The organism is Stenotrophomonas sp. RIT-551 (genome assembly GCF_026241915.1).
Taxonomy (GTDB): Bacteria; Pseudomonadota; Gammaproteobacteria; order Xanthomonadales; family Xanthomonadaceae; genus Stenotrophomonas; species Stenotrophomonas bentonitica_A.
Genome location: NZ_JAPJIU010000005.1, coordinates 216,260 through 235,728 on the forward strand (window position 1 = coordinate 216,260; position 19,469 = coordinate 235,728).

General features: G+C 67.7%; 14 protein-coding genes. 12 read left to right on the plus strand and 2 right to left on the minus strand.

Annotated features, from left to right (window positions below):
• Window positions 1–48 precede the first annotated feature (48 nt).
• The 5 genes from ORK51_RS08835 to ORK51_RS08855 all read left to right on the plus strand — a co-directional run bounded on the left by ORK51_RS08835 (window position 49) and on the right by ORK51_RS08855 (window position 6,256).
• The gene (locus ORK51_RS08835; RefSeq protein ID WP_019183905.1) at window positions 49–1,224 is read left to right on the plus strand and encodes a phosphoglycerate kinase; all 1,176 of its coding nucleotides are present in this window, start codon (window positions 49–51) and stop codon (window positions 1,222–1,224) included.
• Window positions 1,221–1,862, plus strand: a complete 642-nt coding sequence (locus ORK51_RS08840; protein WP_070425806.1) for an HAD hydrolase-like protein — start codon at window positions 1,221–1,223, stop codon at window positions 1,860–1,862. Before ORK51_RS08835 ends, ORK51_RS08840 begins: the two co-directional genes overlap by 4 nt.
• A gap of 213 nt (window positions 1,863–2,075) precedes the next feature.
• Window positions 2,076–3,542, plus strand: a complete 1,467-nt coding sequence (gene pyk / locus ORK51_RS08845) for a pyruvate kinase (protein WP_019183907.1) — start codon at window positions 2,076–2,078, stop codon at window positions 3,540–3,542.
• Window positions 3,543–3,693: 151 nt separating this feature from the next.
• Window positions 3,694–4,698, plus strand: coding sequence for a class I fructose-bisphosphate aldolase (locus ORK51_RS08850; protein WP_019183908.1), 1,005 nt, complete (start codon window positions 3,694–3,696; stop codon window positions 4,696–4,698).
• 127 nt (window positions 4,699–4,825) lie between these two features.
• Entirely contained in the window at window positions 4,826–6,256 is a 1,431-nt protein-coding gene (locus ORK51_RS08855) for a M1 family metallopeptidase (protein WP_266084747.1), read from the plus strand.
• Here the strand turns inward: ORK51_RS08855 and ORK51_RS08860 are convergent.
• Both ORK51_RS08860 and cysK read right to left on the minus strand, forming a co-directional pair.
• Window positions 6,147–6,746, minus strand: a complete 600-nt coding sequence (locus ORK51_RS08860) for an O-acetyl-ADP-ribose deacetylase (RefSeq protein ID WP_019183910.1) — start codon at window positions 6,744–6,746, stop codon at window positions 6,147–6,149. The genes ORK51_RS08855 and ORK51_RS08860 overlap by 110 nt on opposite strands.
• 238 nt (window positions 6,747–6,984) lie before the next feature.
• Window positions 6,985–7,944, minus strand: a complete 960-nt coding sequence (gene cysK, locus ORK51_RS08865; protein ID WP_019183911.1) for a cysteine synthase A — start codon at window positions 7,942–7,944, stop codon at window positions 6,985–6,987.
• Between the two features lie 237 nt (window positions 7,945–8,181).
• Here cysK and ORK51_RS08870 point away from each other — a divergent pair, with 237 nt between their 5' ends.
• The 7 genes from ORK51_RS08870 to ORK51_RS08900 all read left to right on the plus strand — a co-directional run bounded on the left by ORK51_RS08870 (window position 8,182) and on the right by ORK51_RS08900 (window position 18,941).
• Window positions 8,182–9,165, plus strand: coding sequence for a LysR family transcriptional regulator (locus ORK51_RS08870; RefSeq protein ID WP_019183912.1), 984 nt, complete (start codon window positions 8,182–8,184; stop codon window positions 9,163–9,165).
• Window positions 9,166–9,350: 185 nt separating this feature from the next.
• The gene (locus ORK51_RS08875; protein WP_266084748.1) at window positions 9,351–9,875 is read left to right on the plus strand and encodes a hypothetical protein; all 525 of its coding nucleotides are present in this window, start codon (window positions 9,351–9,353) and stop codon (window positions 9,873–9,875) included.
• Window positions 9,876–9,945: 70 nt separating this feature from the next.
• Window positions 9,946–12,003, plus strand: a complete 2,058-nt coding sequence (locus tag ORK51_RS08880; protein WP_266084749.1) for a TonB-dependent copper receptor — start codon at window positions 9,946–9,948, stop codon at window positions 12,001–12,003.
• Window positions 12,004–12,251: 248 nt separating this feature from the next.
• A complete protein-coding gene (locus tag ORK51_RS08885; protein WP_046273176.1) occupies window positions 12,252–13,340 on the plus strand; it encodes an efflux RND transporter periplasmic adaptor subunit in 1,089 nt (362 codons plus the stop codon).
• Complete coding sequence (locus ORK51_RS08890; RefSeq protein ID WP_019183917.1) at window positions 13,337–16,462, plus strand: efflux RND transporter permease subunit; 3,126 nt, start codon at window positions 13,337–13,339, stop codon at window positions 16,460–16,462. Before ORK51_RS08885 ends, ORK51_RS08890 begins: the two co-directional genes overlap by 4 nt.
• A 129-nt stretch (window positions 16,463–16,591) precedes the next feature.
• Window positions 16,592–18,109, plus strand: a complete 1,518-nt coding sequence (locus tag ORK51_RS08895) for an alanine/glycine:cation symporter family protein (protein ID WP_019183918.1) — start codon at window positions 16,592–16,594, stop codon at window positions 18,107–18,109.
• Window positions 18,102–18,941 (plus strand): TrmH family RNA methyltransferase, encoded by an 840-nt coding sequence (locus tag ORK51_RS08900; RefSeq protein WP_019183919.1) that lies wholly within the window; start codon window positions 18,102–18,104, stop codon window positions 18,939–18,941. Before ORK51_RS08895 ends, ORK51_RS08900 begins: the two co-directional genes overlap by 8 nt.
• Window positions 18,942–19,469 lie beyond the last annotated feature (528 nt).

The following is a 19,469-nucleotide window of genomic DNA, read 5'->3' on the forward strand; positions in this document are numbered from 1 at the left end:
GTCTGCGCCGCGCGGCGCCTTTCCTTCTTCAGAGCCAAAGAGTTGCTTATGTCCATTGTTCGCATGACCGACCTCGATCTCTCCGGCAAGCGCGTGCTGATCCGCCAGGATCTGAACGTGCCGATCGACAACGGCCAGATCACCTCCGAGCAGCGCATCACTGCCTCGCTGCCGACGCTGAAGCTGGCCCTGGAGAAGGGCGCTGCCGTGATGGTGACCTCGCACCTGGGGCGTCCCAAGGAAGGCGTGTGGAGCGAGGCCGAATCCCTGGCGCCGGTGGCGCTGCGCCTGTCGCAGCTGCTGGGTGTCGAGGTACCGCTGGTGCGCGATTGGGTGGACGGCGTGCAGGTCGCGCCGGGCTCGATCGTGCTGCTGGAAAACTGCCGCATGAACGTGGGCGAGGGCAAGGACGATGAAGCGCTGGCGAAGAAGTACGCCGCGCTCTGCGATGTGTTCGTGATGGATGCCTTCGGCACCGCGCACCGTGCACAGGCCTCCACCCATGGCGTGATCCGCTTCGCTCCGGTCGCTGCCGGCGGCCCGCTGCTGATGGCCGAACTGGACGCGCTGGCCAAGGCGCTGCTTGCCCCGGCCCAGCCGCTGCTGGCGATCGTGGCCGGCAGCAAGGTCAGCACCAAGCTGGAGCTGCTCTCCAGCCTGGTCGGCAAGGTCGACCAGCTGATCGTCGGCGGCGGCATCGCCAACACCTTCATCGCAGCCGCCGGTCATTCGGTCGGCAAATCGCTGTATGAGCCGGACCTGCTGGACACCGCGAAGAAGATCGTGGCCGATGCCAAGGCGCGTGGCGCCGACATCCCGCTGCCGACCGACGTGGTCGTGGCCAAGCAGTTCCTGCCCGACGCCGAAGCCACGGTGAAGGCCGTCGCCGACGTGGCCGAGGATGACCTCATCCTGGATATCGGCCCGGATACCGCCCAGCACTATGCGGGCCTGATCGCCAAGGCCGGCACCGTGGTCTGGAACGGCCCGGTCGGCGTGTTCGAGTTCGAGGCCTTCAGCCATGGCACCGAAGCGCTGGCCCGTGCCATCGCCGCCTCGCCGGCGTTCTCGATCGCGGGCGGTGGCGACACCCTGGCCGCAGTGGACAAGTACGACATCGCGGGCGAGGTGAGCTACATCTCCACCGGCGGCGGCGCCTTCCTGGAGTTCCTGGAAGGCAAGACCCTGCCGGCCGTCGCCGCGCTGGAGGCCCGCGGCTCGTGAGCCGCGATGTGCTGTTCTTCGACCTCGACGGCACGCTGATCGATTCGGCCGTCGGGATCACCCAGTGCGTGGCGCATGCGCTCACGCAGATGGGCCAGCCGGTTCCGCCGCAGGCCGAGCTGCGGCGCTGGATCGGGCCGTCGCTGCGGACCAGCTTCGCGCCGTTGTTCACTGACCCGGCCCAGGTCGAGCAGGCGGTGACGTACTACCGCGAGCGCTTCGACGTGGTCGGCTGGCGCGAGCATGAGGTCTACCCGCGGATCGGCCAGGTCGTGCAGGCGTTGAAGGATCGCGGCCACCGGCTGGCGATCGTCACCGCCAAGAACGAGCCGCACGCGCGGCGCATCATCGAGCACCTGCCGTTCGGCGACTGCTTCGAGGACGTGATCGGGGCCACCCCGGACGGCAGCCGCAGCGAGAAGCCGCAGCTGGTCGCCGAGGCCCTGCACCGGCTGTCGTTGACCCCGGCCCAGTGCTGGATGATCGGCGACCGGCGCATGGATATCGAAGGCGCGCGTCATCACGGGCTGCGCAATATCGGCGTGTTGTGGGGCTTTGGCGGTGCCGAAGAACTCACGGCGGCCGGTGCGGCGCACCTGGTGCAGGCCCCCGATGAGCTGCTCACGCTGATCGATTGAAGCATCCGGCGGCGTCCCGTACGCCGCCGCATGTCCTGCGCAAAGCCCCGCCGGGGCTGGCGCTGGCCGGCGGGCAGCCAATGCGCTGTCCGCCCGGTCGTCTCGCGCTGTCTGCAGGACAACAGCGAAACCCAACTGCGCCAATGCTGTAAACGTATTCATGGGACATGAAGGGTGTGCTAATTTCGCTCCTTTAACGGGAGCCCATTAACCATGATTGAGCGTCAGCGTCGCACCAAGATCCTCGCCACCCTCGGACCGGCCACCGACCCGCCGGGCGTGCTGGAGGATCTCTTCCGCGCCGGCGTGAACGTGGTTCGCCTCAACTTCAGCCACGGTGACCCGTCCGGCCAGGCCAAGCGCGCCGCCGATGTGCGTGCCGCGGCCGCCCGCGTGGGCGTGGAAGTGGGCATCCTGGCCGACCTGCCGGGCCCGAAGATCCGCATCGAGCGTTTCGCCGAAGGCAAGATCAAGCTCAAGGCCGGTGACCGCTTCGACCTGGTCGCCTCGCCGAATGCGCCGGCCGGCGACACCACCCAGGTCGGCGTGAGCTACCTGGGCCTGCCGCAGGACGTGACCGCCGGTGACATCCTGCTGCTCGACGATGGCCTGATGCAGCTGCAGGTCACCGAAGTGCAGGGCGAGCGCATCATCAACACCGTGCTCAACGATGGCGTGCTGTCCGACCGCAAGGGCCTGAACAAGCAGGGCGGTGGCCTGTCGCTGGGCGCGCTGACCGAGCGTGACAAGGAACTGATCGGCATCGTGGCCAAGATCGGCGTGGACTTCATCGCCGTCTCGTTCTGCCGCAACGCGCAGGACATGAACGATGCGCGCGAGATCGCCGAGTCGCACGGCTGCTACGCCGCGCTGGTCTCCAAGATCGAGCGCACCGAAGCGATCGACAACCTGGAAGAGATCGTCGACGCCAGTGACGTGGTGATGGTGGCGCGTGGTGATCTGGGCGTGGAAATCGGCGATGCCGAACTCCCGGGCCTGCAGAAGAAGATCATCAAGGCCTCGCTGGCGCAGAACAAGGTGGTGATCACCGCCACCCAGATGCTGCAGTCGATGGTGGAAAGCCCGATCCCGACCCGCGCCGAAGTGCTGGACGTGGCCAACTCGGTCATCGACGGTACCGATGCGGTGATGCTGTCGGCCGAAACCGCCGCCGGCATGTACCCGGTCAAGGCGGTCGAAGCGATGGCCCGCATCTGCCTGGGTGCCGAACGCCAGTTCCAGACCGAGACGGACTTCGGCGCCTCGCCGCGCAACCTGGAACGTGCCGACCAGGCAATCGCCATGGCCACCATGTTCCTGTCCCAGCACGTGGGCGTGCGCGCGATCGTGGCGATGACCGAATCCGGTGGCACCGCGCGTTACCTGTCGCGCTTCCGTGCCTCGGCCCCGGTGTTCGCGGTGACCCGCCATGACGGCGCGCGCCGCCAGATGGCGCTGATGCGCGATGTGTTCCCGATCAACTTCGACAGCCGCGGCCTGACCCCGCGCGAAGCCGCACGCGGCAGCATCCGCCTGCTGTTCGAAGCGAACCAGCTGCAGGGCGGCGACCGCGTGGTCTTCACCAGTGGCGAGCACATGGAAACCCATGGCGCCACCAACACGCTGCGCCTGCTGGAAGTGGGCGAAGACGGCCGTGCCAGCGGCCTGGGCGAGCTCTAACCGCCCCCCGCGCAACACCCGGACCCGCGTGGCTTTACGGCCGCGCGGGTTCGTCGTTTCAGATGGAATCGTTTCCAGATTCCGTGGACGGTCAGTTCACGGGAGGCGGGGTCTATAATTGGCGTTTTCCCGCACCCGCCACAGGAAGTACATGAGCATCGAACAGCTGGCTGAAACCGCACAGGCCATGGTCGCCCCGGGCAAGGGCATCATCGCGATCGACGAATCCACCGGCACCATCGGCAAGCGCTTCGCCAGCGTCGGCCTGGAGAACACCGAGGAGAACCGTCGCGCCTACCGCGAACTGCTGCTCACCACGCCCAAGCTGAACGAGCACATCTCCGGCGCGATCCTGTACGACGAGACCATCCGTCAGTCCACCAAGGACGGCGTCCCGTTCGCCAAGTACATGGCCGCCCAGGGCATCATTCCGGGCATCAAGGTCGACAAGGGCGCCCATGCCCTGGCCGGCTGCCCGGGCGAGCTGGTCACCGAAGGCCTGGACGGCCTGCGCGAGCGCCTGCAGGAGTACTACAAGCTGGGTGCGCGCTTCGCCAAGTGGCGTGCGGTCATCAACATCGGTGAAAGCATCCCCTCGGGCACCTGCATCGAGTCCAACGCCCACGCGCTGGCCCGTTACGCCGCGCTGTGCCAGGAATGTGGCCTGGTGCCGATGGTCGAGCCGGAAGTGATCATGGACGGCGACCACGACATCGAGACCTGCTACGAAGTCACCGAAGCCACCCTGCGTTCGCTGTTCGACGCGCTGTACCAGCAGAACGTGCTGCTGGAAGGCACCATCCTGAAGGCCTCGATGGTCATCTCCGGCAAGGGCTGCGAAGAGCAGGCCGACGTCGAGGAAGTGGCCGAGTCGACCGTGATGTGCCTCAAGAGCACCGTGCCGGCGATCCTGCCGGGCGTGGTGTTCCTGTCGGGTGGCCAGAGCGATGAGCAGTCCACCGCGCATCTGAACGCCATGAACCAGATGGGCAACCTGCCGTGGCCGCTGAGCTTCTCCTACGGCCGCGCCATGCAGCAGGCCGCGCTGAAGCTGTGGGCCAAGGACACCAAGGCCAACGTCGCCAAGGCGCAGCAGACGATCTACGATCGCGCCAAGGAAAACGGCCAGGCCGCCCTGGGCAAGTGGAACGGCTGATTCACGCCTGACCACCGTCAACGAAAACGCCGGCCTTGTGCCGGCGTTTTTGTTTGGGCGGGGCAGTGGTGCGCACATGCACGCGTGCTCTGGCACGATGCGATCCATCTTCGCGTGGATGGATCCCATGGTCGTACGTCTCTGTGTCTCGCTGTGCGTAGTGCCATGGCTGCTGGGGAGCGCACCAGCGTACGCAGTGGCGCCGCGCGGCTTTGATGTACTGCATTACGACGTCGCGCTGGTGCCCGACATCGCCAACAAGCGCGTCACCGGGCAGCAGACGCTGCGGTTCAGAGCCGAGCAGGAACTGCGCGCAGTGACCCTGGACAGCGGTTCGCTCACGGTGACGGCCGTGATGCAGGGGGATCGCGCGCTGGCCTTCGAGCAGCACGCGGCGAAGGTGCAGATCACGCTGGCCGAACCGCTCGCGCGGGGAGCCACCGCCAGCGTGACGATCCGCTATCACGGCGAACCGCCGTATGGCCTGGAATTCGCGCCCGAGCGCGATGAGGTCTACACGATTTTCTCGACCAGCCAGTGGATGCCCTCGGTGGATGCCCCCGACGAGCGCGCCACGCTGGACCTTTCCGTGACCCTGCCGGCGGGCCTGCTGGCTGCCGGCACCGGCCGCACGCTGCCGCTGCGCTCCCTTCCCGATGGGCGCATCGAACATCGCTGGCAGCTCAAGACGCCGATGCCGGGGTATGTCTATGGCTTCACGGCCGGCCGCTATCAGGAAGCGACGCAGCGCCACGGCGCGACCGACTTGCGGTTCCTGTCCATGCAGCGGTCGCCCGAGCAGCTGCAGCGCGTGTTCACCGCTACGGGCGAGATGCTCGACTTCTTCGCCGACCGCGCCGGCCTGCCGTATCGCGGCGACTACCAGCAGGCGCTGGTGGCCCGCACGATCGGACAGGAGATGGCCGGGTTGTCGCTGATGTCCGAGCGCTATGGCGAGCAACTGCTGGAGGATCCCACCCAGACCGCCTTGATGGCGCACGAAGCCGCGCATCAGTGGTGGGGCAACCGGGTGACCTGCGCCGGCTGGGAGCATTTCTGGCTCAACGAGGGCATGGCCAACTTCATGACCGCCGCCTACCTCCAGCACGCGCAGGGAGAGGCGGCCTACCAGGCGCAGGTGACGATCTGGCGCACGCGGCTGGAGGCGCTGCGTACCAAGGGGGCCGATCACGCGCTGGTGTATGCCGACTGGAGCGCGCCGAGCGGTGATGACCGCGCGGTCGTGTACCAGAAGGGCGCCTACGTCCTGCACCTGCTGCGCGTGGAAATGGGCGAGGCCGCGTTCTGGCGCGGCATCCGTGACTACACGCAGGCCAACGATGGACGCTCGGTGGTGACCGTCGATTTCCAGCGGGCGATGGAAGCAGCGGCCGGCCGCTCATTGCAGCCGTTCTTCGCCCAGTGGGTCTATGGCGTGGGCGAAGGCGTCAGTGCGCCGCCGCCGGCGGCAGCCCCAACGCCAGCGGCGCGAAGATCGCCGAGGTCGAGGGTTCCACCGGCTGCCCCAGTGCGGCCAGCGCCGACTGGTACGCCTTGAACGTCGCCGCGTTGTAGGCCACCAGGATGATCCGGCGCGGCTGGCGGTGCGAGCGCTGCCAGGTCAGGGTCTCGGTGGCGGCGATGTGCGCAGCCTGGTGCAGCGGATAGCCGAACACCCCGCAGCTGATGGCCGGGAACGCGATCGATTCCACGTCCAGCTTCTCGGCCAGCTGCAGCGACTTCCAATAACAGTTGGCCAGCAGTGCCGGCTCATCGCGCAGGCCGTCCTGCCAGACCGGGCCGACGGTGTGGAACACATGCTTTGCCGGCAGGTTGAAGGCGGGTGTCTGGCGGACCTCGCCGGTCGGGCAGCGCATGCCCGGGCGGATCTCCGGCAGGGCACGGCAGGCGTCGAGCAGCTGCGGGCCAGCCGCGCGATGGATCGCGCCGTCCACGCCGCCGCCGCCCAGCAGGGATTCGTTGGCCGCATTGACGATCGCATCCACCGCCAGGGTCGTGATGTCGCCCTGCCACACTTCGATCTTCATGCGTACCGCTCCTTACTCACTGTTACCGGGTCCATACAACGGAATGACGTGCCTGACCTGCACGGTACCGGGCAGGACATCTAGGCTGCGTCATCATCGTCTCAGGCAGTGCGACCCGCCCGAGCGCTGGCTGACCTTCACACGATGCCGCCGGATCGCTTCACCGCAGATGAAGCGCCGCATGCAAAACGCCCGCCGGTCAGGGCGGGCGTTGCGTTCTTCCGGACAAACGGCGGGATCAGGGCAGACCGGCCAGCCAGTCGTCGTCGGAGCCTTCATTGATATCGGCAAACAGCGGGGTGGAGAAGTAGCGCTCGCCGGTGTCGGGCAGCATCGCCAGGATCACCGACCCCGGCGCGGCCTTGGCCGCGATATCCAGCGCGCTGGCAACGGTGGCGCCGGCCGAGATGCCCACGAAAATGCCTTCCTCGGCCGCCAACCGGCGCGAGGTCTCGATCGCCCGTGCATCGTCGATGGTCAGCAGTTCGTCGTAGACGCCGCGGTTGAGCACCTCCGGCACGAAGTCCGGGGTCCAGCCCTGGATCTTGTGCGGCTTCCACTCATCGCCCTTGAGCAGGGCGGCGCCTTCGGGCTCGGTGGCGACGATGCGGGTTTCCGGGCGGGCGACCTTGAGCACCTCGCCGACCCCGGTCAGGGTGCCACCGGTGCCCCAGCCGGTCACGAAGTAATCCAGCCGCTTGCCGGCGAAATCGCGCAGGATTTCCGGGGCGGTCGTGTTGCGGTGATAGGCCGGGTTGGCCGGGTTGGCGAACTGGCTGGCCAGGAACCAGCCATGTTCCTCGGCCAGTTCCTTCGCCCGGCGCACCATGCCCGAGCCGCGCTCGGCGGCCGGGGTCAGGATCACCTTGGCGCCATAGGCGCGCATCAGCTTGCGGCGCTCGATGGAGAAGGTCTCCACCATGGTGGCCACGAACTTGTAGCCGCGCGCGGCGGCCACCATGGCCAGGGCCACGCCGGTGTTGCCCGAGGTCGCCTCCACGATGGTGTCGCCCGGCTTGAGCAGGCCCTTGGCCTCGGCGTCGAGAATGATCGCCAGCGCCAGCCGGTCCTTGACCGAGCCGCCGGGGTTGAACGACTCGACCTTGGCATACAGGGTGACGTGCTCGGGGGCGAGACGGTGCAGGCGCACCACCGGGGTGTTGCCGATGGTGTCCAGGATGGAGTCGTACAGGGCCATGGGGATGCTCCGGAAAAGTCGTTGCCGCCGGGAGGCCGAGCGGCAGGGGAGGCTCGGGCCGGTGGTGGCGCAGGGCGCCCGCTCGCGGCCGGGCCGGGGTCGGTCAGACCGTACCGCCGGCATATGACCGCGCGAAATGACCTGATTACCTTCTTAAACAACGTTTGGTTATAAGCTGGTGACGGCATTTGCCCTACAGTCGGATGGCCCCCTCTCCATGCGCCGTATCGCCCGCCCATGACGCTGACCCAACTTCGCTATCTGGTCGCCATCGCCGACGCCGAGCTGAACATCACGCTGGCGGCGTCCCGTGTGCACGCCACCCAGCCCGGCCTGTCCAAGCAGCTCAAGCAACTGGAGGATGAACTGGGCTTTCTGCTGTTCGTACGCAAGGGCCGCAGCCTGGAAGCGGTGACCCCGGCCGGGGTGGAAGTGATCGGCCGCGCCCGCGCCGTCCTCGGCGAAGCGAACAATATCCGGACCTATGCGGCCAACCAGCGCCGCGAGAGCCAGGGCCAGCTGGTGCTCACCACCACCCATACCCAGGCGCGCTTCGTGCTGCCGCCGGCGGTGGCGCGGATCAAGCAGGCCTACCCGCAGGTCAGCGTGCACCTGCAGCAGGCCGCCGAAAGCGATGCGCTGGACCTGCTCAGCCAGGGCGATGCGGACATCGCCATCATCAGCACCGCCGGTGGTGAGCCCACTGCCGGCCTGGCCATTCCGCTGTACCGCTGGCGCCGGCTGGTGCTGGTGCCACGTGGGCACGCGCTGGACCGCCCAGGTGCCGCGCCGGATCTGCAGGCGCTCGCCAGCCATCCGCTGATCAGCTACGAATCCTCCACCCGCGGGAGCTCCTCGCTGCAGCGCGCCTTCGCCAGCGCCGGGCTGACCCCGGATATCGCGCTGACCGCGCTCGATGCGGACCTGATCAAGACCTATGTGCGTACCGGGCTGGGCGTGGGCCTGCTCGCGGAAATGGCCGTCAACGCCAGCGATGAAGACCTGCGCGCCTGGCCGGCCCCGGCCCCGATCGACGAGTGCATCGCCTGGGCGGTGCTGCCGCGCGACCGCGTACTGCGCGACTACGCGCTGGAACTGGTGCACGTGCTGGCCCCGCAGATCGACACCCGCGACCTGCGCCGGGTGATCGACGGCAACCAGGAGGCCAACTGGCCGCTGCCGCCCACCTGGGAATCGCTGACGCAGACCATCACCGTCTGACGACGGTGATGGTCTGCCCGCGCACTCCCCCTCTACCCCGCGCCGTTGGCGCGCCCCCTTCAACAGAAGGGGGCTTTTCTCCAGAGGGTTGAGGGGGTCGGTGGGGTGCTTCGAAAAGGCCACTGCGACGGTTGGTCGCAGGGTTTCGGGCTGCCCGGCCCATGGTCGGGCGCTACCATGACGGGGTGAACGTCCGCCGCCGCCCGTATGCCGTCTTTCTGCAGCTTGCCTTCGTGGCGACGCTGCTGATGGCGCTGGCGCCGCTGCTCAGCCGCTGGCAGCAGGCGCATGCCGGGGCGCCGGTGATGCTGATGCCGACCGGCATGACCCACGCGCTGCCTGCGCCGCCGGATGCGCACGCGGGGCACCGCATGCAGCACGACATCGCGCAGCGCGACGTGCACCACCACGACATGCAGCAGCACGACATGGCGCGCCATGACATGGCGATGCAGCCCATGCCGACGCACGCCCTGCCAAGCGCCCACGACACCCCCGCATCGTCGCCACCGATGAGCGAGCATGCCGGGCATGGCGACGCCTGCGAGTACTGCATGATGGCCTCGCGGCTGATGCCGTGGCTGGCGGTGCTGATCCTGCTGTTGCCGGCGATGCCGGTGATCGCACCGCGCGTGCTGCGCGCAGTCCCCACGCCTCGCAGCCTGCGCTGGCCGGCCCACGCCGCGCGCGGCCCGCCCGCACTCTCCTGAAACCACCGCCCTTCCTGCCCGTGTCGCCGTGATGGCGGCGCGTGCCTGCGTGTTTTTCTGGAGTTCCACCATGACGGTTTCTTCCCGCAGCGCGGGCGCACTGACGCGCCTGTCTGTTTCTCTCTCGCTGGCCCTGGTCGCGCTGCCGCTGCATGCGGCCAATGACGATGCCCGCACCCTCGATACGCTGGTGGTCACCGCCACCGCGCCGTCCTCACCGCTGCACTGGGTCACCGATCCGCGCCTGCCGCGGCAGCCGGTGCCGGCCAGCGATGGCGCCGATTTCCTGAAGACGGTTCCCGGCTTCGCCGCGGTCCGCAACGGCGGCACCAACGGCGATCCGGTGCTGCGCGGCATGTTCGGCTCGCGCCTGAACATCGTCAGCAACGAGGGCAACCTGATCGGCGCGTGTCCCTCGCGGATGGACAACCCCTTGTCCTACATCGCCCCGGAAACCTTCGACCGGCTGACCATCATCAAGGGGCCGCATAGCGTGCGCTGGGGCGCCGGTGCCTCGGCCGGCACGGTGCGCTTCGAGCGCGATACGCCGCGTTTCGATCAACCGGGCATGGACATCAACGCCAGTGCGCTGGTCGGCTCGCGCAACCGCAACGACCAGGTGCTCGATCTCACCGCCGGCGCATCGCCGGGCTATGTGCGCGTCAACGGCAACCGCTCCGAATCGGATGACTACAAGGACGGCAACGGCGACGTGGTGCCCTCCAGGTGGCGCAAGTGGAACAGCGACGTCGCGGTCGGCTGGACACCCGATGCCGATACCGTGCTGGAGCTGTCGGCCGGCACCGGCGATGCGATCGCGCGCTACGCCGGCCGCGGCATGGACGGTGCCGCGTTCAAGCGCACCAGCTACGCCGCCCGCTTCGAGAAGGACAACCTGCCCGGTGCGTGGGACAAGCTGCAGGCCAACCTGTACTACAACGACGCCGACCACGTGATGGACAACTACACGCTGCGCACGCCGAACCCGGCCAGCAGCATGCCGATGCCGATGGGCTCCAACGTTGATCGCCGCACCACCGGTGGCCGTATCGCCTCGGAATGGCGCTGGCAGGACATCGCCATCGTGGCCGGCGTGGATGCGCAGGACAGCCGTCATCGCAGCCGCAGCGCGATGGGTCGCAACGTGTACCGCCAGCAGCCGTGGCGTACCGATGCACGCTTGGAGAACCTCGGGGCGTTCACCGAGATCACCCTGGGCGAGGGCACCGCGCAACGCTGGGTTGGTGGCCTGCGCATCGACCGCGCCGAAGTGAAGGACGAGCGCGCCACCGCCGGCATGATGGCGATGCCCAATCCGACCGCCGGGCAGACCCGTCGCGAGAACCTGGGCAGCGGCTTCGTCCGGTTCGAGCGCGACATCGCGCCCGCGTTGACCTGGTACGCCGGCGTTGGCCACAGCGAGCGCATGCCCGACTACTGGGAACTGTTCTCGCCGGATCTCGGCCCGGTGGGCGCGATCAACGCCTTCACCGGTGTGCAGCCGGAGAAGACCACCCAGCTCGATCTGGGCCTGCAGTACCGCACCGATCGCCTCAACGCTTGGGTCTCGGCGTATGCCGGGCGCCTCCAGGACTACATCCTGTTCACCTACCGCGACGGCGGCATGATGGGCAGCAGCAGCCAGGCCACCAACGTCGACGCGCGCATCGCCGGTGCCGAGGCGGGTGCGGAATGGCAGCTGGCCAGGCAGTGGAAGCTCGGCGGCACACTGGCCTACGCCTGGGGCGAGAACCGCAGCGACGGCGGCGCGCTGCCGCAGATGCCGCCGCTGGAAGCCCGGTTCAGCACGGCCTGGGAAGGCGAGCGCTGGAGCGTGGGGGCGCTGGCGCGTGCAGTGTCCCGCCAGGGGCGGGTCGCGGCCGGGCAGGGCAACGTGGTCGCCCGCGACCTGGGCCCCAGCGCCGGCTTCGCTACCCTGGCCTTGAACGCCAGCTACCGGGTCAACGCAGCGCTGCTGGTCAGTGCCGGCGTGGACAACCTGTTCGACCGCACCTACAGCGAGCACCTGAACCTGGCCGGCAGCGCCGATTTCGGCTTCCCGGCCGACCCGGTGCGGATCAATGAGCCCGGCCGCACCGCCTGGCTGAAAGTGAACTATCGTTACTGAGCCTCACGGCCGGGCGGGGGCCAAGCCTCCCGCCCGGCCTCTGGCGCTGCCGGGCGCGACCACCCGGCGCCGCCCGCGCATTTCGACATGCGTCGATACATGGCGATACATCCGGTGCAGGCCCCAGCACGGAAAGGCTTTCGCCCGTCACCGGCGGATGTGAAGAGGCCGGTAAACGCTTGGCACATATGCCCCGGCTCGACCCCTCTATACACTCGGCGGTCGAGAAACAACCGGGAATGGATTACATGTTGGGACGCATCGCAGCGCGCTTCGCCGCTGGCATCACCCTGGTCGCGTTGGCTGGGTGTGGCAGCAAAGACGAGGCCGCTCGCCGGCAGGCAGACGCCGTACCGGTCACCACCCAGGTGGTGCAGACCTCGGCATGGAGCGACACCCTGCAGGCACTGGGCACGGCCAAGGCGCGCGAATCGGTCACGGTCACCGCCAAGGTCAGCGAAATCATCGAGACGGTGCACTTCGAAAGCGGGCAGCAGGTCAGTGCCGGCACGCCGCTGGTGACCCTGCGCGGGCAGGCCCAGGAAGCCGCGCTGCTGCAGGCCCAGGCCACCTTCCTGGAAGCGGACCAGCTGTACAAGCGCCAGCGCGAACTCGCCGCCCAGCAGCTGGTGGCCAGCTCCACCCTGGATACGCAGCGCGCCATCCGCGATGCCGCCGATGCACGCGTGCGTGAGATGCAGTCGGATATCGGTGATCGCCGCGTGCGCGCGCCCTTCGCCGGCGTGCTTGGCATCCGCCAGGTCAGCGCCGGTTCGCTGGTCACGCCCAGCACCGCGATCACCACGCTGGACGACATCGAGCGCATGCACGTGGACTTCCAGGTGCCCGAAGCCGAGCTGGCCTCGCTGAGCACCGGCGACAAGGTCAACGCGACCAGCGTGGCCTACCCGGGCCGCAACTTTGAAGGCCAGGTCGCCACCATCGATACCCGCGTGGATCCGGGCACGCGTGCGGTGACCGTGCGCGCCGATTTCATCAACGCCGACCACGCCCTGCGCCCGGGCATGCTGCTGGATGTGCGCATGTTCCGCCCCGAGCGCCAGGCGCTGGTGATTCCTGAAATCGCCGTGGTGCAGGTCGGGCGCGATTCGTATGTGTTCCGGGTCAAACCGGACCAGGTGGTGGAGCGCGTGGACATCACCGCCGGCGCGCGCCGCAGCGGCGTGGTCGAAATCCGCGATGGTCTCGCCGCCGGTGACCGCATCGTCGTGGACGGCACCGGCAAGCTGCGCCCGGGCCTGAAGATCCAGGCCGAAGAGGCTGCACCGGCCACGCCGGCCGCCGCTGCCACCGCGGAACCGGACGCCGCCGGATGAAACTTTCCGATATTTCCATCCAGCGGCCGGTCTTCGCCGTGGTGATGAGCCTGTTGCTGGTGGTGCTGGGCTTCATGTCGTTCACCCGCCTGACCCTGCGCGAACTGCCGGCGATCGATCCGCCGATCGTCTCGGTCTCGGTCGATTACACGGGTGCCTCGGCGGCGGTCATCGAAAGCCGCATCACCCAGGTGCTGGAGGATGCCCTGGCCGGCATCGAAGGCATCGATACCATCAATGCGCGCAGCTCCAACGGGCGCTCGCAGGTCAGCATCGAATTCACCTCCAACCGCGATATCGAAGCGGCCGCCAACGACGTGCGCGATGCGGTCAGCCGCGTGGCCGACCGCATGCCCGAAGAGGCCCGGCCGCCGGAAATCGCCAAGGTCGAGAGCGACGCCGATCCCATCATCTGGCTCAACATGAGCTCGACCTCGATGGATACGCTGGAGCTGAGCGATTACGCCGACCGCTACATCGTCGATCGCTTCTCCAGCCTGGATGGCGTGGCCCAGGTGCGCATCGGTGGCCGCCAGCGCTATGCGATGCGGATCTGGCTGGACCGCGACCAGCTCGCCGCGCGTGGTTTGACCGTGGGCGATGTGGAAACCGCGCTGCGCAACGAGAACGTCGAGCTGCCCGCCGGCCGCATAGAATCCACCGACCGCGATTTCACCCTGCGCGTAGAGCGCAACTACGTCAAACCCGAAGACTTTGCCGGCATCCCGCTCGGCAAGGGCGCCGACGGCTACGTGGTGCGCATGGGCGATGTGGCCAAGATCGAACTGGCCTCCTCCGAGCGCCGCGCCTACTACCGCAGCAACGGCGAGCCGAACATCGGCCTGGGCATCGTCAAGACCTCCACCGCCAACGCGCTGGATGTCGCCCGCGAAGCGCGCGCCGAAGCCGACCGGATCAGCAGCACGCTGCCGGAGGGTACGCGCATCTTCGTCGCCTTCGACAACACCACCTTCATCGAGGCCGCTGTCGATCGCGTCTACGCCACACTGGTCGAGGCGATGCTGCTGGTGCTGGCGGTGATCTGGCTGTTCCTGGGCAGTTTCCGTGCCGCCTTGATTCCCGCAGTCACGGTGCCGGTCTGTCTGATCGCCGCCTTCATCGCCCTGTATGCCTTCGGTTTCTCGATCAACCTGCTGACCCTGCTCGCGCTGGTGCTGTGTATCGGCCTGGTGGTGGATGACGCCATCGTGGTCGTGGAAAACGTCCAGCGCCGCATCGATCTGGGCGAGCCGCCGCTGGTCGCCTCCAAACGCGGTACCACCCAGGTGGCGTTCGCGGTGATCGCCACCACCGCCGTGCTGGTCGCGGTGTTCCTGCCGGTCGGCTTCCTGGAAGGCAACACCGGCCGCCTGTTCCGTGAGCTGGCCGTCGCGCTGGCCGCGGCGGTAGCCTTGTCCGCGTTCGTCTCGCTGACGCTCACCCCGATGATGGCCTCCAAGCTGCTCAAGCCGCACACCGGCCAGGCGCCGAAGGGCCTGCACGGGGTCATCAACCGCAACCTGGATCGCCTGTCGGGCGCGTACGGCCGCTTCCTGGAAGCGCACGTGACCCGCACCTGGGTCTACATCGTGGTGATGATCCTCTCATTGCTGGCCAGCGCGCTGCTGCTCAAGGTGCTGCCCTCCGAACTGGCCCCGGCCGAAGACCGCGGCTCGTTCCAGATCATGATCGACGGCCCGGAAGGCGCCGGCTTCGACTACACCGTCGGCCAGGTCCAGCAGGTCGAGAAGATCGTCTCCGGTTTCGTCGGCGAGGACGAGCCGATCGTGCGTGCCAACCCGCGCGTTCCCGGTGGCTGGGGCTCCAGCGAAGAAATGCATACCGGCCGGATCAGCGTGTTCCTGCAGCCGTGGCGCCAGCGCGATGTCTCCACCCCGGACGTGGCGGCCGAACTGCAGACCCACCTCAATGATCTGCGTGGCGTGCGCGTGCGCACCCAGGTCGGTGGCGGCCTGGTCCGCAGCCAGGGCCAGCCGTTCCAGATCGTGCTCGGTGGCCCGGAATACGCGGAAATCGCGCAATGGCGTGACCGCATGCTGCTGCGCATGGCCGACAACCCCGGCCTGGTCGGCACGGATTCGGACTACAAGGAAACGCGCCCGCAGATGCGCGTGAACATCGACCGCCAGCGTGCGGCCGATCTGGGCGTGTCGGTCACCGCGATCGGCAGCGCGCTGGAAACCATGATGGGCTCGCGCCGCGTCACCACCTTCGTCGACAACGGCGAGGAGTACGACGTGCTGGTCCAGGCCGGTCGCGAAGGCCGCGCCTCGCCGTCGGATCTGGCTGCGATCCGCGTGCGCGCCAGTGGCGGCGAACTGGTGCCGCTGTCCAACCTGGTCACGCTCAGCGAAGTGGCCGAGGCCGGCAGCCTCAACCGCTTCAACCGGCTGCGCTCGATTACCATCAATGCCGGCCTGGCCCCGGGCTATCCGCTGGGTGAAGCCATCGCCTGGGCCCAGCAGGTGGCCAGCGAAGAGCTGCCGCAGCACGCGCAGATCAGCTGGAAGGGCGAATCACGCGAGTACCAGAACGCCGGCAGCGCCGTGCTGCTGACCTTCGCCATGGCCCTGCTGGTGGTGTTCCTGGTGCTGGCCGCGCAGTTCGAGAGCTTCATCCATCCGCTGGTGATCATGCTGACCGTGCCGCTGGGCGTGCTCGGCGCGCTGCTGGGGCTGTATGTCAGCGGCGGCACGATCAATCTGTTCAGCCAGATCGGCATCGTGATGCTGGTCGGCCTGGCGGCCAAGAACGGCATCCTGATCGTGGAGTTCGCCAACCAGCTGCGCGATGAAGGCCGCAACGTCCACCAGGCCATCGTTGAATCGGCCATGGTCCGCCTGCGCCCGATCCTGATGACCTCCATCGCCACCGTGGTCGGTGCGATCCCGCTGGTGGTGGCCGGTGGCCCCGGTTCGGCCAGCCGCGGCACGATCGGCGTGGTGGTGATCTTCGGCGTGACCGTGTCCACGTTCCTGTCGCTGTTCGTGGTGCCGGCGTTCTATTCGCTGCTGGCCCCGTACACGCGTTCGCCCGAAGCGGTGGCGCGCGAACTGGCCCGCCAAGAAGCGGAAACCCCCTCCGTGGGCGGCCATGCCTGACCGGAATGGGCGGCATTGCCGCCCATTCATCGAAATTGCCACTACGCAGCCCGGCGCGGATCGTGGAGAATCGACCGGGTCCCAGCCGACGGGGACGTTCCTTTTGTTTCCGCCGACTGGAGAGAGCGCGTGGAAGAAGTAGTCCATTTCATCAATGGGATCATCTGGAGCAAGGCTCTGATTTTCCTGTGTCTTGCCGCAGGCCTGTATTTCAGTGCCCGCACCCGGTTCATGCAGATCCGCGGGTTCGTGGAGATGTGCCGGCTGACTGTTCAGGGTGAAAAATCCGAGGCGGGTGTGTCCTCGTTCCAGGCACTGGCCATGTCCATGGCCGGCCGCATGGGTATCGGCAACATCGCCGGCGTGGCCACCGCGATCGCCTTCGGCGGCCCCGGCGCGATCTTCTGGATGTGGGTGATGGGCTTCCTCGGCGCCTCGACGTCGTATGTGGAGTGCACCCTGGCGCAGATCTACAAGACCAAGGATGCCGAAGGCCGCTACCGTGGCGGTCCGGCGTACTACATCGAAAAGGCCATGGGCCTGAAGTGGTACGCGCTGGCCTTCGCCGTGGCCACCATCATCGCCGCCGGCTTCCTGATGCCGGGCGTGCAGGCCAATGCCATCGCCGACAGCATCATCAATGCCTGCCGCGGCGGTGCGCTGTGCGGGCCGCTGGATGGCCAGGTCATGGGCCTGGAATCGGTGCAGGCGCTCAAGCTGGGCATCGGCATCGTGGTCGCGCTGCTGCTGGGCGTGGTCATCTTCGGCGGGGTCAAGCGCATCGCCAGCTTTGCCGAAGTGGTGGTGCCGTTCATGGCCGCCGGCTTCATCCTGATGGCCATCGTCATCATGATCCTCAACTACGAGCGCGTGCCGGAGATGTTCAACATCATCTTCAGCAGCGCCTTCGGCGCGCACGCCGCGTTCGGCGCCATGATGGGCCTGGCGGTGGAGTGGGGCGTCAAGCGCGGCATCTATGCCAACGAGGCCGGCCAGGGTACCGGCCCCCACGCGGCAGCCGCCTCGGAGGTCTCGCACCCGGCCAAGCAGGGTTACGTGCAGGCCTTCGCGATCTATTTCGACACCATGATGGTGTGCACCGCCACCGCCTTCCTGATCCTGGCCGCAGGCACCTACAACGTGTACTCGCCGGTGGCTGGCGGCGCGCCCGTGTTCGCCGGCCTGGCCGGCGTGGCTGAAGGTGCCGGCTACGCGCAGGCCGCGGTGGAAACCGTGCTGCCGGGCTGGGGCGCAGGCTTCGTGGCGATCGCGATCTTCTTCTTCGCCTTCACCACGATCATGGCCTATTACTACATGGCCGAAACCAACCTGAGCTACATCAACCACAACGCCAAGCGCCCGCTGACCGTGCTGCTGCTGCGCCTGGGCATCATCGGCATGGTGATCTTCGGTGCCTTCCACAACGCCGGCCTGGCCTGGGCGCTGGGCGACATCGGCGTGGGCCTGATGGCGTGGTTGAACATCATCGCGATCCTGATCGTGCAGAAGCCGGCGATGCTGGCGCTGCGCGACTATGAGCGCCAGAAGAAGCTCGGCCTGGATCCGATTTTCGACCCCGATGCCCTGGGCATCAAGAACGCCGATTTCTGGCGTACCCGCAAGCTGGAGCTGTCCCGTAGTGAATGATCCCTGGAAGAATGCGCGCCGTCCGTCCTCGCGGCCGCCGCGCGCCACGCCGCTGCCGCCCCGCGAAGGTGGCACCCCGCCGCCGCCCGGCCGTGGCAGCGACGAGCTGCGCCTGTACGGCTGGAACGCCGTGCAGGCGTTGTTCGAGCATCGCCCGCAGGCGCTGCGCAAGCTGTACCTGACCGAGGCGCTGATTCCGCGCATGCAGCCGGTGCTGAAGTGGTGCGTGGCCAACCGCGTCGGCTACCGCGTGGTGGAAGACGGCGATCTGAACAAGCTCGCCGCCACCACGCATCACGAAGGCCTGGTGGCCGACGTGCTGCGCGCGCCGATGCTGGCGCTGGATGAATGGCTGGCCACGCTGCCGGCCGGGAAGCCGGTGCTGGCGCTGTGGCTGGATGGCGTGGGCAACCCGCACAACTTCGGCGCGATCCTGCGCTCGGCGGCGCACTTCGGTGTGGCCGGGCTACTGTTGCCGCCGGACTCGACGCTGGCGCTGTCCGGTGCGGCCGCGCGCGTGGCCGAAGGCGGTGCCGAGGCCGTGCCGCTGGTGCGCCTGCCGGCGCTGCCCGAGGCGATGGCCCAATTGCGTGCCGCCGGTTTGAGCCTGGCGGCCACGCTGGTGGAGGGCGGCGATGATCTGTTCGCCACGGCGCTGCCATCGCGGCTGGTGTATGTGATGGGCGCCGAAGGCGAAGGCATGGACCGCGCGCTGGCCCAGGACTGTGACCATCAGGTCTCGATCCCGGGTACCGGTGTCGTGGAAAGCCTCAACGTCGCTTCGGCGACGGCAGTCCTGTTGGCGCAGTGGTACGGACGCAGTCGCGTTTGACCACAGCGTGCAATTTCGGGGGGAGCGCGGCGTCATTCGCGCCACCCACGGTGTGATGGGTTTCACCGAAATCGTCGTGACTACAACGCTTTCGGATTAATCGCATAGTGCATGCAGTGAAAACTGCGCACAGTGCGGGGTGGACGCTGTGCTGCGTGGATGAGGAGAGACACCCCCGCAGCGCGGCGATCCGCTTGTCCGGACCGCGAAGGTCTAGCGGCGCTCACCGCGTGGGGTGTGACGTTATCCCGGTAGCCCGGTCGCATTGCGACCGGGCTTTTTTTTGTCTTCCCTACCGACATTCGCTGGTACGAACGAGGCCGTCGCGTCATTGCACGCTGGCGTAACAGCGGTCTTTCGATCTAGCAATGCGATCGATTGACTCCTCGCGATCTACTGCGCTTTCCGTTTCCCGCGACATTCGAGCGGCGTGCGCATGCGGGCTGTGCGATCCCTCACAAAACACGATGTTTCACGATTTTGAGCATTTCCGGCCGCCAGCAGCGTGTGCAGATTGGCGCGTCGGTG

Excerpts from the sequence above, each read along its gene's own strand:
- ORK51_RS08835 (WP_019183905.1), top strand. The coding sequence starts at position 49 with ATGTCCATTGTTCGCATGACCGACCTCGATCTCTCCGGCAAGCGCGTG.
- pyk (WP_019183907.1), top strand. The coding sequence starts at position 2,076 with ATGATTGAGCGTCAGCGTCGCACCAAGATCCTCGCCACCCTCGGACCG.
- ORK51_RS08850 (WP_019183908.1), top strand. The coding sequence starts at position 3,694 with ATGAGCATCGAACAGCTGGCTGAAACCGCACAGGCCATGGTCGCCCCG.
- ORK51_RS08855 (WP_266084747.1), top strand. The coding sequence starts at position 4,826 with ATGGTCGTACGTCTCTGTGTCTCGCTGTGCGTAGTGCCATGGCTGCTG.
- ORK51_RS08860 (WP_019183910.1), bottom strand. The coding sequence starts at position 6,746 with ATGAAGATCGAAGTGTGGCAGGGCGACATCACGACCCTGGCGGTGGAT.
- cysK (WP_019183911.1), bottom strand. The coding sequence starts at position 7,944 with ATGGCCCTGTACGACTCCATCCTGGACACCATCGGCAACACCCCGGTG.
- ORK51_RS08870 (WP_019183912.1), top strand. The coding sequence starts at position 8,182 with ATGACGCTGACCCAACTTCGCTATCTGGTCGCCATCGCCGACGCCGAG.
- ORK51_RS08880 (WP_266084749.1), top strand. The coding sequence starts at position 9,946 with ATGACGGTTTCTTCCCGCAGCGCGGGCGCACTGACGCGCCTGTCTGTT.
- ORK51_RS08885 (WP_046273176.1), top strand. The coding sequence starts at position 12,252 with ATGTTGGGACGCATCGCAGCGCGCTTCGCCGCTGGCATCACCCTGGTC.
- ORK51_RS08890 (WP_019183917.1), top strand. The coding sequence starts at position 13,337 with ATGAAACTTTCCGATATTTCCATCCAGCGGCCGGTCTTCGCCGTGGTG.